The 12,142-nt window shown below is 56.5% G+C and carries 14 protein-coding genes and 1 other RNA gene; 3 read left to right on the top strand and 12 right to left on the bottom strand.

Annotated elements, in window-relative coordinates; genetic code table 11:
- The gene (locus CKV94_RS06655) at positions 1 to 780 is read left to right on the top strand and encodes an SMODS domain-containing nucleotidyltransferase (protein ID WP_003823959.1); all 780 of its coding nucleotides are present in this window, start codon (positions 1 to 3) and stop codon (positions 778 to 780) included.
- Positions 781 to 790: 10 nt separating this feature from the next.
- Positions 791 to 1,738 (top strand): COG2958 family protein, encoded by a 948-nt coding sequence (locus CKV94_RS06650; RefSeq protein ID WP_003823956.1) that lies wholly within the window; start codon positions 791 to 793, stop codon positions 1,736 to 1,738.
- A gap of 18 nt (positions 1,739 to 1,756) precedes the next feature.
- Here CKV94_RS06650 and CKV94_RS11590 read toward each other — a convergent pair whose 3' ends face one another.
- The 7 genes from CKV94_RS11590 to CKV94_RS06615 all read right to left on the bottom strand — a co-directional run bounded on the left by CKV94_RS11590 (position 1,757) and on the right by CKV94_RS06615 (position 5,397).
- Positions 1,757 to 1,927 (bottom strand): transposase, encoded by a 171-nt coding sequence (locus tag CKV94_RS11590; RefSeq protein WP_080543247.1) that lies wholly within the window; start codon positions 1,925 to 1,927, stop codon positions 1,757 to 1,759.
- 323 nt (positions 1,928 to 2,250) lie between these two features.
- Positions 2,251 to 2,613, bottom strand: a transfer-messenger RNA (tmRNA) gene (ssrA, locus tag CKV94_RS06640).
- Positions 2,614 to 2,836: 223 nt separating this feature from the next.
- Positions 2,837 to 3,193, bottom strand: coding sequence for a 50S ribosomal protein L20 (gene rplT, locus CKV94_RS06635; RefSeq protein WP_023888029.1), 357 nt, complete (start codon positions 3,191 to 3,193; stop codon positions 2,837 to 2,839).
- A 13-nt stretch (positions 3,194 to 3,206) separates the two neighbouring features.
- Entirely contained in the window at positions 3,207 to 3,404 is a 198-nt protein-coding gene (gene rpmI / locus CKV94_RS06630; RefSeq protein ID WP_003823953.1) for a 50S ribosomal protein L35, read from the bottom strand.
- A 150-nt stretch (positions 3,405 to 3,554) separates the two neighbouring features.
- The gene (gene infC, locus CKV94_RS06625; RefSeq protein ID WP_088383949.1) at positions 3,555 to 4,076 is read right to left on the bottom strand and encodes a translation initiation factor IF-3; all 522 of its coding nucleotides are present in this window, start codon (positions 4,074 to 4,076) and stop codon (positions 3,555 to 3,557) included.
- A 168-nt stretch (positions 4,077 to 4,244) separates the two neighbouring features.
- Positions 4,245 to 4,580, bottom strand: coding sequence for a hypothetical protein (locus tag CKV94_RS06620; RefSeq protein ID WP_050754447.1), 336 nt, complete (start codon positions 4,578 to 4,580; stop codon positions 4,245 to 4,247).
- 304 nt (positions 4,581 to 4,884) lie between these two features.
- Positions 4,885 to 5,397, bottom strand: coding sequence for an O-acetyl-ADP-ribose deacetylase (locus CKV94_RS06615; RefSeq protein ID WP_035580710.1), 513 nt, complete (start codon positions 5,395 to 5,397; stop codon positions 4,885 to 4,887).
- Positions 5,398 to 5,676: 279 nt separating this feature from the next.
- Between CKV94_RS06615 and CKV94_RS06610 the strand changes: the two genes are divergently transcribed.
- Positions 5,677 to 7,878, top strand: a complete 2,202-nt coding sequence (locus CKV94_RS06610) for a primosomal protein N' (RefSeq protein ID WP_003823946.1) — start codon at positions 5,677 to 5,679, stop codon at positions 7,876 to 7,878.
- 265 nt (positions 7,879 to 8,143) lie between these two features.
- Here CKV94_RS06610 and CKV94_RS06605 read toward each other — a convergent pair whose 3' ends face one another.
- The 5 genes from CKV94_RS06605 to CKV94_RS06585 all read right to left on the bottom strand — a co-directional run bounded on the left by CKV94_RS06605 (position 8,144) and on the right by CKV94_RS06585 (position 12,131).
- A complete protein-coding gene (locus CKV94_RS06605; protein WP_003823944.1) occupies positions 8,144 to 8,614 on the bottom strand; it encodes a hemerythrin domain-containing protein in 471 nt (156 codons plus the stop codon).
- Between the two features lie 176 nt (positions 8,615 to 8,790).
- Positions 8,791 to 9,477, bottom strand: coding sequence for a respiratory nitrate reductase subunit gamma (narI, locus tag CKV94_RS06600; protein ID WP_003823943.1), 687 nt, complete (start codon positions 9,475 to 9,477; stop codon positions 8,791 to 8,793).
- Positions 9,478 to 9,501: 24 nt separating this feature from the next.
- A complete protein-coding gene (narJ, locus tag CKV94_RS06595) occupies positions 9,502 to 10,146 on the bottom strand; it encodes a nitrate reductase molybdenum cofactor assembly chaperone (protein ID WP_003823941.1) in 645 nt (214 codons plus the stop codon).
- A complete protein-coding gene (narH, locus tag CKV94_RS06590) occupies positions 10,146 to 11,714 on the bottom strand; it encodes a nitrate reductase subunit beta (RefSeq protein ID WP_003823940.1) in 1,569 nt (522 codons plus the stop codon). Before narH ends, narJ begins: the two co-directional genes overlap by 1 nt.
- A 72-nt stretch (positions 11,715 to 11,786) precedes the next feature.
- Positions 11,787 to 12,131, bottom strand: a complete 345-nt coding sequence (locus CKV94_RS06585; protein ID WP_003823939.1) for a cupin domain-containing protein — start codon at positions 12,129 to 12,131, stop codon at positions 11,787 to 11,789.
- Positions 12,132 to 12,142 lie beyond the last annotated feature (11 nt).

Genomic DNA, 12,142 nt, shown 5'->3' with positions numbered 1-12,142 from the left:
ATGTCGGTATTGAGTTTTCTGACGGACACGGCCAGTAGTGCCGTGCTCTCCACAGCTGAGCAGTCGTTGATCACGACATCGATCTCCACGTTGCAAACCCGGCTTGGCCAGCATTTCAGCAGTGGCGTAATCAAGCAGCACTTCCGCTTCGGTTCGTCGACTCGAGGCACGATTCTTCCGCGCTCTATGGATGAGCGTTCGGATATTGATTACATGATCGTGTTTAGCGAGAACAACGCCACGCCTCAGACTTATCTGAATCGGCTGAAGGCTTTTGTCGAGAATTACTACAAATCTTCGGATATCCGTCAGTCCAGTCCGACCATTGTCCTGGAGCTGAACCACATCAAGTTCGACCTCGTTCCCGCAACTACGACCTGGCTCGGCGAGCTGCAGATTCCGGATGGCTCTGGCAGTTGGATGACGACCAACCCGAATGATTTCAACGCAACGCTTGAGGCAAAGAACAAAGAGAACAAGTCGCTGATCAAGCCATCCATTCGGTTGTTCAAGTATTGGAATGCGACCGCAGGGTTTCCGTTTCGATCTTCCTTCGAGATGGAGAAATGGGTCTGCAGCCTGAGCTTCTGGTTTCAGGCAAACCAGAAGGACTATTTCTTCACGGTTATCGATAATCTGAATACAAGTTCTTCATACGCTCAATGGGTGAACGACGAGATCACCCGAGCAAAAACCATCGTGGCCAATGTTCGTCAGTATGAGAAAGATGAGATGCCGGTAACGGCAGAGAACGAAATCAAGAAACTTTTCCGGCTCTGAGGGGGGAGACATGACACTCAATCTTGCAAAGGCCGTCATTGGCTACCTGAAGGATCGGCCCGAGCAGAAATTCACTGCACGGCAGATCGCCGAGTGGGTGTTCGCTTCATACCCGGATGAGTGCCAGGAAAAGCGTGCTAACAGCCGTGGCGACTACATAAAGTCCGATGCGGATTTGGTGCAGCAGCTAGTTGCAGAAATCAGCTCGCAGCGCCCGCGTATGCAAACGAAGCATCCGGGACTCAAAACGACAGAAGGACGGCCGCGCCGTTACTACTTTTCGGAACGCTCGGACAGCGCCGAAGTGGCGGCTGCCGAAAGCGAGGGGACATCGACGACTGCAGATGCGAGTATTTTGAAAATTGACGAGCACGCGCTGTACCCGCTGCTGTCGCAATACTTGTGGGAGGAGTTTAGCGTATTCTCCAAGCGCATCGATGAGAAGCGTTCATCGAATAAGCGCGGCCCGAACGGGAACCGCTGGCTTTACCCGGACGTGGTTGGCATGGAAGACTTGGGTGCGGACTGGCATCAGGAGGTGCGGGACTGCGTCAACCAGTATTCCGACAAGCGCACCAAGTTGTGGTCGTTCGAGGCCAAGCTGTTGATCAACCGTTCGAACGTGCGCGAGTGTTTTTTTCAGGCAGTGTCGAATTCTTTGTGGGCCAACTTTGGCTATCTGGTGACGGCGGAAATCGGCGGCACCGATACTCTAAAGGAACTGCGGATGTTGTTCGCCGCCCACGGCATCGGTTTCATCAAGCTGGACGTGGACAACCCTGCCGACAGTCAGGTCCTGATACCGGCCCGCGAGCGTGACGAAATCGATTGGGACATGGCCAATCGACTGGCTACAGAGAACCGGGATTTTCTGGAATACGTGAAGCTGGTGAAGCAGTTCTACCAGACCGGCGAAGCGCGCCCGGCGGACTGGGACGTTCCGAAACTGGACGATTGATCATCTATAGTCAAATTGCTAATAAAGAGTAACGAGAGTAAAGAACCAAAACAGCAGGGCATTCACATCAGCCAACCGCCATTGTTTCCTCAACCGTTTGATCCATGCCCATGTCTTCTCTATCGGGTTGAAATCCGAGCTATAGGGTGGAAGCCACAGCACCCGTATGTCCCTCAGTCTGCAACGCATCCAGCTACCCGGGTGAGCGCGTTGCACCCAGCGCCAGCAACCGCCTGCGGACGGTTTTTTTGTGGCCGCTTGGCACTCGGTCGCCACCGCTACAGGAGTTGCTAACCACAAACGACCGCCTCTAAACCTGCGTCAGCAAAGGAAATAACCTTGGGAACGATCGCGTGGCCACCAGAGAAAACGGAGAACAGAGAGGCGTCGGTGGGGGGCAAAAACGTCGACTTCGCAGGGGCGGCGCTCGCAAGGCAAGGCCCGGAAACCGCGCCAACACTGGGGGAACGGGCAAAAAAATCCCAGCCGATGAGGGTTGGGATTTTGGGTATTGGTGGAGGCGGGGGGAATCGAACCCCCGTCCGGAAGCCCTCTACAAAGCGTTCTACATACTTAGTCTTGCCAACTTAGAATCTCACCCCCATTCCGCCGACAGACAGGCTGTTTGGGAGCCAGTTACCTTAAATCTCATTTCCCGCCAAGTAACCCGACGGGAAACCAGTCAATGTAGAATGACGTTGCGGTAGCTTACGCTACACAGCCCATTGACCAACTGCTGCAACGGCAGGCCTTAGGCGGCCAATGCGAAAGTTTCGTCGTTTGCGACTATTTAAATTCAGTGTTTTACGGGAAATCTGAGACCCCGGTATGCCCGCATCTGCTTCGCAACCCCCGTCGAAACCAAGGTCGCCCCCAGATAAAGGAAGACGGATTATACGCTGCCGATTGGCTTTGGACAATTCGTTTTGCTGGCCGCTGCCCCAAAGGCTACCTGAAAACGGTTTCTTCAACGAGGTCGGCCGACAGCTTGGTGTAGCCAAGGCCAAGTTTCTGCGAAGCTAAAGCCTAAGCACCCTCTACACTTCCAGCACAATAAAAAATCGGCCGGAAGATTCCGGCCGATTTTCCAATTAGGCATTAAGCCAAAGCAGCTTTGGCTTTTTCAACCAGCTGAGCGAAAGCAGCTTTGTCGAATACAGCCAAGTCAGCCAATACTTTGCGGTCCAGCTCGATAGCGGCGCGTTTCAGGCCGTTCATGAATTTGCTGTAAGACAGGCCGTGCTGGCGGGCACCGGCGTTGATACGGGCAATCCACAGTTGGCGGAACTGGCGTTTGCGCTGGCGGCGGTCGCGGTAGGCATATTGGCCTGCCTTCATCACCGCCTGTTTGGCAACGCGGTAGACGTTTTTACGACGGCCGCGATAACCTTTGGCCAGAACTAATACTTTTTTATGACGGGCACGTGCGGTTACACCGCGTTTTACGCGTGGCATATTTCAGACTCCTTTAAGCGTAGGGCAACATTTTGTGAACAGAAGCCACGTCGCGCTCGTTCACCATAGCGGTGCCGCGCAGCTGGCGTTTGTTCTTAGTGGTTTTCTTGGTGAGAATGTGGCGTTTGAACGCATGAGCGCGTTTGATGCCACCGTTGCCCAGCACTTTGAAGCGTTTCTTCGCACTGGATTTGGTTTTCATTTTAGGCATGGGAAAACTCCATTGGTTTATCGGATTAGGCATCGGGAGGCTGCCTGCAACAGGCCGCGCTTAATACCCGAAACCACGGTTTTATGCCGCACATACAACATTGAAGCCGTTTCCCGCGTGCGGCGGAACGGAAAACGGCGAATTATACGGTTACTTCTTCTTGGGTGCAACCATCATCACCATCTGGCGGCCTTCCATTTTCGGAAACTGTTCCACAGCGGCCACTTCGGCCAAATCGGCCTTCACACGCTCCAGAAGCTGCGCGCCCAAGTGCTGGTGCGCCATTTCGCGGCCGCGGAAACGCAGGGTGATTTTCACTTTATCGCCATCGGTCAAGAAGCGGGTAACGTTGCGCATTTTGATTTGATAATCGCCTTCGTCGGTGCCGGGGCGGAATTTGATTTCCTTAATCTGCACCTGCTTCTGCTTTTTCTTGGCTTCGTCGCGTTTTTTCGACTGCTCGTATTTATATTTGCCGTAGTCCATCAGCTTGCAGACAGGCGGTTTGGCGGTGGGGGAAATCTCCACCAAATCCACGTCTTGCTCTTCGGCCATGGCCAGGGCTTCTTTCACGGTTACGACGCCGAGCTGCTCACCCGTGCCGCTGATTAAACGCACTTCTTTGGCGTGAATTTCGCCGTTGATCCGTGCTTCGCGTTCTTGTGCGATGATGAATCTCCTATTAAGGTTAGTTTGGTAGCATGCCAATTTTGGCTGATGAGCCGACGGCATGCCGCTGTGGCCGGCGTATCGAAAGGAGCACCGGCTGCTCCGGAAATTTTCAGGTAACACAAGGCAGGCTATTTGACATCAAATGTATCAAATGCGGCGCCCGGCCATTTAATTTTTTTGCTGCCGGTATTCGTCTAACACGGCAACGGCATCACGCAAAGAGAGGCCAAAACGGGAGCGGATAGCTTTGATATCGGTAATACGCACGCCACTCAGGTTTTCAGCCAGCCATTGACGGGCAGCAGGGTTATTATGGAATGCTTGCAGGGCGGCACGGTGGGCACGGCTTATCATCCAATCGTAGAGGCCATATACCAAGAGTAGGGCAAGGATATAAACCAAGAAGTCTTGGCTACTGCCAGCTTGCCTGGTGAAATGCCACAGCAGGATAGCAAGAATAATCAGATAAACAACTTGCAGCCAGCTCCAAAGTTTGCTGCGCATCATTGATTCCTCTTAGCGGGTAATTCTTAATCTGCCTGCGGCGCTTTTGAGACAGGCCTTTTCTTTCAAGTAAAGGCTACTTGCTCTCTATTCTTTCCAAACCACAAGCTCCAATTACAGGTTTGCCGCCTGCCGACGCAACGCGCCCGCGATTATAGCAAGTTTCGCCATAAATACACCAAAAACCTGCATTTAGCCGCCCAAAACGATACTTCCCGCCAACAATCCAAGCAATCTGTTTTGGCGATGCACCCGATTTTGCCTGCTTAATGCCAAATGTGCACTGCGTATCTGCCCGAATTTTTCAGGCAGCCTCCAGCAATCGCCGGTACAGTGCCGCATCTTGCTGTGAAAAACAACAGAACACCACACGCTGCATCTGCGGGCATTGCGGCAGCGTTTCGCGCACAGCCTGCACTGCAATTTTTGCCGCCTCACGTGCGGGGTAGCCATACACGCCGGTGCTGATACAGGGGAAAGCAATGCTTTGCGCACCCTGTTCCGCAGCCAGGCGCAACGAATTGGCATAGGCTGCGGCCAACAGCGCCGCTTCACCATGCTGCCCGCCGCGCCATACCGGGCCGACGGTGTGCACCACCCAGCGCGCCGGCAACCGATAGCCCCGCGTGATTTTGGCCTCACCGGTGCGGCAGCCGCCCAGCCGGCGGCACTCGGCCAACAGCTCCGGTCCGGCGGCGCGATGTATCGCACCATCCACTCCGCCGCCGCCCAATAGCGAAGAATTGGCGGCATTGACTATCGCGTCCACCGCCAGCGTGGTGATATCGGCTTGGCATACTTCCAAAGTGGCAGTCATATCGGTTTCCTTAGTTTTAAATGAGAGGCTACCTGAAATTGCTTCAGCCTTGCCGTAGTCTATTTTGCTGCGTTGCGGCAAAAGTTTTCAGGTAGCCTGATTCTCCGTTGGTACAATACGCCTAGTTTACTGCCCGCACTATCCAAAGGCTACCTGAAACCATGCTGCCGTTTTCACTGCACTAACGCGTTAGCTCCGTAGAGAAGTGCGCTTTCAGGTAGCCCTTCCTGTTTCAGGTACAATACCCGCCGTCTCCTTATTCATTCACTCCCAACCGCCGTGCCCTACTGCCAAGTTGCCCTCAATGTTCCTCTCGACACGCTGCTTACCTACCGTGCCGACCGTATTCCCGCGCCCGGAGTGCGCGTGGCCGTGCCGTTTCGCGACAAAACCGTGGCCGGTATCGTGTGGGGCGCGTGCGAAGAACCAGAAATCAGCCCGGACAAAATCCGCCCGCTCGCGCAAGTGTTTGAACACGAACCGCTGCTGCCCGCAGCCTGGCGCGAACTGATTGAATTTACTGCCCGTTATTATCACCACCCCATCGGCCAAACCGCCTTCACCGCCCTGCCAGCCGGCCTGCGCGAAGCCAAGCCCTGCCCGTTGCCGCAGCCGGAAACCTATTTTTCGCTCACCGATTTGGGGCGACAACAGTCATCCCCGCCGCCGCACCATCGCCGCAAGGCCGCGCTGTGGCAGGCGCTGCTGGAGAGCACGGTAAGCCAAAGCACCGCCCGCACCATCGCGCCGCAGGCCGCCGCCCAGCTGGCCGATTGGCAAGCGCAAGGCTGGCTGACAGCCGAAACTAGCACTCTGCCCACCCACATGCCGATTCCGCCCTCGCCCGTGCCGCTCAACCCCGAGCAGCAGGCCGCGGCCGATGCGGTGGCACAGGCGCAGGGTTTTGCCCCCTTCCTACTGTATGGCATCACTGGCAGTGGCAAAACCGAAACCTATTTCGAAGCCATGGCTGCCGCGCTCTCGGCGGGCAAACAGGTGTTGTTCCTGCTGCCTGAAATCAGTCTCACGCCGCAGCTTATCGCCCGTTTGCAACAGCGCTTTGCCGATGTGCCGACTGCCGTGTTGCACAGCCAAACCGCCGCCGGCGAACGTACCCAAGGCTACCTGAAAGCCATGTGCGGCCGGGTGCGACTGGTGGTGGGGACCCGGTTGGCAGTGTTCACGCCGCTGCCGGATTTAGGGCTGATTGTGGTGGATGAAGAACACGATTCCTCGTTCAAGCAAGACAGCGAGCTGCGCTACCACGCCCGCGATTTGGCCGTGTGGCGCGCACGCCAAGCCGGCTGCCCGATTGTGCTAGGCAGCGCCACGCCCGCGCTGGAAAGCTGGCACAAGGCGCAAAGCGGCGGCTACCGCCTGCTCAGCCTGCCGCAACGCGCCCGCGCGGCCGCCCGCCTGCCCGAAATCCACCTAATCGACATTCGCCGCGAGCCCTTGGACCAAGGCTTCAGCCCGGCTGCTTTCAAGCTGTTGCAGCAAAATCACGCTGCCGGCGGCATGAGCATGGTGTACCTCAATCGGCGTGGCTTCGCCCCTGCCCTATTCTGCGGCGACTGCGGCCACACCTTCGGCTGCCCGCACTGCTCCGCCAAACTAGTGCTGCACCAGCTTGCGCACCAGTTGCGTTGCCACCATTGCGGCCTGGCGGCGCCGATTCCGAAAAAATGCCCCGACTGCGGCAACCAAGACCTCACCGCCGTGGGCATCGGCACGCAGCGGGTGGAAGAAGCCCTGCGCGCGCAACTGCCCGGGGCCAAAATCGAGCGCGTGGACCGCGACAGCGTCGCCCGCAAAGGCGACTGGCAACGGCTCTACCAACGCATCGCCGCAAACGGCGTGGATATTTTGGTGGGCACGCAGATGCTGGCCAAAGGCCACGATTTCGCCCGCCTGAATTTGGTGCTGGTACTCAACGCCGACGGCAGCCTCTACAGCGCTGATTTCCGCGCCCCCGAGCGGCTGTTTGCCGAACTGATGCAGGTGGCCGGCCGCGCCGGGCGTGCCGAACTGCCCGGCCGCGTGTTCATCCAAACCCGCCTGCCGGAGCATCGCGTGTATCAAACGCTGCTGCGGCAAAACTATGCCGACTTCGCCGCCGGCGAGCTGGCCGAGCGCGAAAGTTTCGATATGCCGCCCTTCGCCCACACCGCCACCATCCGCGCCGATGCCGCCAATATGGCCGATGCGTTGGAAATGTTGCGCCTAGCCGCCGAATGGGTGGCGCAACAAAGGCTACCTGAAAGTGCGGAAAACGAAGCCAAAGAAGTGCTCTGCCTCGGCCCGGTACCCATGCTGCTGGCCAAACTCGCCGGCCGCGAACGCGCCCAGGTGTTTCTGGAAAGCCCAAACCGCAAAGCGCTGCACCGCCAAGTCTCCCTATGGCAGCAAGCCCTCGCCACGCTGGCACGGCAGTTTGCCGCGGCCAGATGGTCGGTGGATATCGATCCCTTGGAGATGTGAGCTGCCTGTATTCGGTGTCAGTACCACGCTTTCACAAAAGGCTACCTGAAAAATACTCCATTGAAAGGGCGGGATATTTTTCAGGTAGCCTTGCTGCAATAAGCTGCCTTTAAGCTAAAACCACCCAAGGCCGATAAGCTTTCTCCCCCCAACGCCGCTATTCAGACCTGCTCCCGCCAAGCGGCCCGCTAACCGTTGGGCAGAAAAAAGGCTACCTGAAAACAGCAAATCCGTTTTCAGGTAGCCTTTTCTACATTTTATGGAGTTACGCCAACACGCGGGCAAACAGAATATTGTCTTCCAAATCGATGTGGTCGCGCAGGTCATCCACCAGCTCTTGAGCCAGGCTGTAGAGTTGCTGCCAGCTGCGGCAGGCATCGGCGGGGGCTTGCAGGTTGTCTGTGATTTCCAACAGGCGTTCGATGGCGGCATCGTGCTCGGTGTGTTCATGCATCATCATGCGCACGGGCATCGCGGCGGCGCGGCCGGCGCCTTGTTTGAGCATGGGGAACAGGATGCGCTCTTCTTTCATCATGTGGCTGAGCAGTTCGCCTTGGATGGTGTGCAACAGGGGAACCATCTCGGCGGGGAACTTACCTGCATGCACGCCGGCCACTTTCTCGGCCAGTGGAATGAGCTCATCGAGCTGGCGGCGGTGGGTGTCGTGGTAGCGCGGCAGGATGTGGTCGATGATGTCGCTGTCGGAGGCGTTTTGCCAGAGTTCGTGATCAATCATGAGCGTGGTGTCCTTTATGGTTCTATAGTGAATGAAAATAAGAATGCTACTGTGTTGGCTCGCCTTGCCGTATTACGCATACTGCACTATGGCTCGCCGCCTTTTCCCATTCTCATTTTACTCCACTATATAAAAATTTCAGGTAGCCTCCTGGAAGGCTACCTGAAAATATTACCTTAGCGGCGGCGTACCAGCTGCCAGGGACGGAATACGTAGAGTGCGCTGGCAAAACCGCTCCACACGTGCACCATACGGGTGAACGGGAAGATGAGGAAGAAGGTCATGCCCATAAACATATGCAGTTTGAAGAGGATGTGCGCATCGGTGATGAAGCTGGCAGCTTCTACGCCACGGAAGGTAACGATGTGCTGTGCCCACTGCATGAGCAGGGTCATTTCGTGGCCGTCCATGTGGCCTGCGCTCACGCAGATGGTGGAGAGGCCGAGCACGAGGGTAATCAAAATCCACACCAGCAGCAGCTTGTCGCGCCAGGTGCTGTTGATATTGATACGGTCGATGGTGAAGCGGCGTTTGATCAGAATCAGCAGACCGACCAGCGCCATGGTGCCGAAGATGCCGCCGGCGGTCATGGCCAAGAGCTGTTTGGCCGCATGGCTCACGCCCAAGGCGTGCCATACCCACAGCGGGGTGAGCAAGCCGACAAAGTGGCCGCCGAACACAGCCAATACGCCAACGTGAAACAGGATATTGCCCAAGCGCAGCTGGCCGTCATACAGCAGCTGGCTGGAGTCGCTCTTCCAGGTGTACTGCTCGCGGTCGAAGCGCACGAGGCTGCCGAAGAAGAAAATTGCCAAACAAATATAGGGATAGATGGCAAAGAAGAAGAAGTGCAGGTTACTCATATCAAAACTCCCAAGCAGGTATGCTTACTTGCTTTTTGGATAAAATTGTACGGTTTGGATGCTCGGCTTGAGCAGGGGCTCGATACCGGATACGTCGGGGCCGAAGGTTTCCATGGCTTCGTCCATATCGCGCACGGGCGGCTCGGTTAGGGGCTGCGGCTCGACAGGGCTGAGCGCCACGATGTTCTCCAGCACGACGGCATAAGGCGAACCGGCGGTGCGCAAGTTTTTGCCGATATGGTTGATCACGTGCACGGCATCGCCGAGCAGTTTTTGCGCATCGGCAGGCGGAATATGGGCGAAAAATTCCAGCAGCGCGGGCAGGAAGTCGGGCAGTTCGTCGTCGCCCAATTCGAAGCCGTATTTGCGGTATTCTTCCAACAGATCCACCATGGCGCTGCCGCGGTCGCGGTCTTCGCCGAAAACGTGCTCGAAAATATACAGTGCATGCAGGCGGTTGCGGTCAAAGGTGGAAACGTATTCCTCCTGGATATGGCGCAGGCTGTTGCCGCCCAGATAATCCAGCAACGCTTGCAAACCCTCGCGGTGTGCGGCTAATTCGGGCATCTGGTCGAGTGCTGCCTGGAATTCAGGCAGCGCCTCTACCAATTCGGCTTCCGGATAGCACAGCAGCGCCGAGAAGAATTTGTATACCGGATTGCCCTGCATCAGCGCACCCCTTTTTCGCGGTTTTCTTCCAAGTCCTTACGACGGTCGAAGAAGATGATGGGCGAAGCTTTTGGCTTGCCGAACAGGCTTTCTTTGGTCATGCCGTCCGAGCCGCCGGAGCAGCCGTTGCCGAAGGAGAAGCCGCAGCTTGCTTTGTCTTCAAAGGTATTCTCCACCTGTTCTTTGTGGCTGGTGGGAATCACGAAGCGGTCTTCGTAGTTGGCGATGGCCATAATCTGATACATGTCTTCCACCATGGCCGGGGTCAGGCCGGTGCCGTCCAAGGTTTGCTCCAGCGTTTCGCCGTGTACCACTTGGCCGCGTTTGTAGCGGCGCATGGCGATCATGCGTTCCAGCGCGTCTTTAATCGGCTCGATTTTACCGGCGGTCAGCAGGTTGGCCAGATAGCGCAGCGGGATGCGCATTTCGTCCACGCTGGGGATGATGCCGTTTTCGCCCACCAAGCCGTTTTCGATGGCGGATTGGATCGGGGAGAGCGGCGGGATGTACCATACCATCGGCAGCGTGCGGTATTCGGGGTGCAGCGGGAAGGCGATTTTCCATTCCATCGCCATTTTGTAGACGGGCGATTTTTTCGCCGCATCGAGCCAGCTCTGGCTGATGCCCTGTTTCAGGGCTTCGCGCTGGATTTCGGGGTCGTGCGGATCGAGGAACACGCCCAGCTGCGCTTCGTATAGGTCTTGCGGGTTTTCTACTGAAGCGGCTTCTTCGATTTTGTCGGCGTCATACAGCAGCACGCCCAGATAGCGGATACGGCCTACGCAGGTTTCGGAGCAAACGGTGGGTTCGCCCGCTTCGATGCGCGGGTAGCAGAAAATACATTTTTCGGCTTTGCCGCTCACCCAGTTGTAGTAGATTTTTTTGTACGGGCAGCCGGATACGCACATACGCCAGCCGCGGCATTTGTCTTGATCGATGAGCACGATGCCATCGTCTTCGCGTTTGTAGATGCTGCCGGACGGGCAGGATGCGACGCAGGTCGGGTTCAGACAGTGTTCGCACAGGCGCGGAAGATACATCATGAAGGTCTGCTCGAACGCGCCCATCATGTCTTTTTGGATGCCTTCGAACAGGGTGTCTTTGGCGCGTTTTTCAAATTCGCCGGCCAAGTCGTCTTCCCAGTTGGGACCCCATTCAACCTTGTCCATTTTCTTGCCGGTGAGCACGGAAATCGGCCGCGCGGTGGGCGGGGTTTTCATGCGCGGGGCATTTTGCAGGTGCTCGTAATCGTAGGTGAACGGCTCGTAGTAGTCGTCGATTTGCGGCAGGTTGGGGTTGGCGAAAATGTTGGACAGGATTTTCAAACGGCCGCCCTGCTTGGGCACGAGTTTGCCGTTGGGTTTGCGTACCCAGCCGCCATTCCATTTTTCCTGGTCTTCCCAGTTTTTCGGGAAGCCGATACCGGGCTTGGTTTCAACGTTGTTGAACCAGGCGTATTCCACACCGTCGCGGCTCGTCCATACGTTTTTGCAGGTAACGGAGCAGGTGTGGCAGCCGATACATTTGTCCAAGTTCAGCACCATGCCGACTTGTGCTCTGATTTTCATGATGTGTTCCTTAAATGATTGGTCTTTTTCAGGTAGCCTTCCTTTTGGCTCTTAAGGCTACCTGAAAAACGGTTATGCCTTTTCGAATCCGGCTTTCGGGCTGATAATCGAAACCAAGATGCAGTCTTCCTGGCCGCTGTTGCGGGCACCGTGGATTTGGTGGTCGCCCACTACTACACTCTCACCTGCGCGGATGGTGCGGCCGCTTTGCGCGTCGTCCACCAGCTCGGCTTCTCCTTGCAGCACAATCCAGATGTCCACACCACACGGGTGGCGGTGGGCTGGCAACATAGTGTGCGGCGGAATCTGCCACAGCACCATATTGTCGTGCTGGTCTTGATGCAGCACGGTACGCACGGCTTCGGAGGGGGTTTCCTTCAAATAATCGGCGAAACGGATAATCTGCGGAAGCTTCATGGTTTCGTTCT

It is taken from the genome of Eikenella corrodens, assembly GCF_900187105.1.
Taxonomy (GTDB): domain Bacteria; phylum Pseudomonadota; class Gammaproteobacteria; order Burkholderiales; family Neisseriaceae; genus Eikenella; species Eikenella corrodens.
Note: the sequence above shows the minus strand (reverse complement) of the source record. Positions and strands in the feature narration are given on the sequence as shown.

Bases quoted from the DNA above. Each gene is read 5' to 3' on its own strand.
- CKV94_RS06655 (WP_003823959.1), top strand. From the start codon at position 1: ATGTCGGTATTGAGTTTTCTGACGGACACGGCCAGTAGTGCCGTGCTC.
- CKV94_RS06650 (WP_003823956.1), top strand. From the start codon at position 791: ATGACACTCAATCTTGCAAAGGCCGTCATTGGCTACCTGAAGGATCGG.
- CKV94_RS11590 (WP_080543247.1), bottom strand. From the start codon at position 1,927: ATGCGTTGCAGACTGAGGGACATACGGGTGCTGTGGCTTCCACCCTAT.
- rplT (WP_023888029.1), bottom strand. From the start codon at position 3,193: ATGCCACGCGTAAAACGCGGTGTAACCGCACGTGCCCGTCATAAAAAA.
- rpmI (WP_003823953.1), bottom strand. From the start codon at position 3,404: ATGCCTAAAATGAAAACCAAATCCAGTGCGAAGAAACGCTTCAAAGTG.
- CKV94_RS06620 (WP_050754447.1), bottom strand. From the start codon at position 4,580: ATGCGCAGCAAACTTTGGAGCTGGCTGCAAGTTGTTTATCTGATTATT.
- CKV94_RS06615 (WP_035580710.1), bottom strand. From the start codon at position 5,397: ATGACTGCCACTTTGGAAGTATGCCAAGCCGATATCACCACGCTGGCG.
- CKV94_RS06605 (WP_003823944.1), bottom strand. From the start codon at position 8,614: ATGATTGATCACGAACTCTGGCAAAACGCCTCCGACAGCGACATCATC.
- narI (WP_003823943.1), bottom strand. From the start codon at position 9,477: ATGAGTAACCTGCACTTCTTCTTCTTTGCCATCTATCCCTATATTTGT.
- narJ (WP_003823941.1), bottom strand. From the start codon at position 10,146: ATGCAGGGCAATCCGGTATACAAATTCTTCTCGGCGCTGCTGTGCTAT.
- narH (WP_003823940.1), bottom strand. From the start codon at position 11,714: ATGAAAATCAGAGCACAAGTCGGCATGGTGCTGAACTTGGACAAATGT.
- CKV94_RS06585 (WP_003823939.1), bottom strand. From the start codon at position 12,131: ATGAAGCTTCCGCAGATTATCCGTTTCGCCGATTATTTGAAGGAAACC.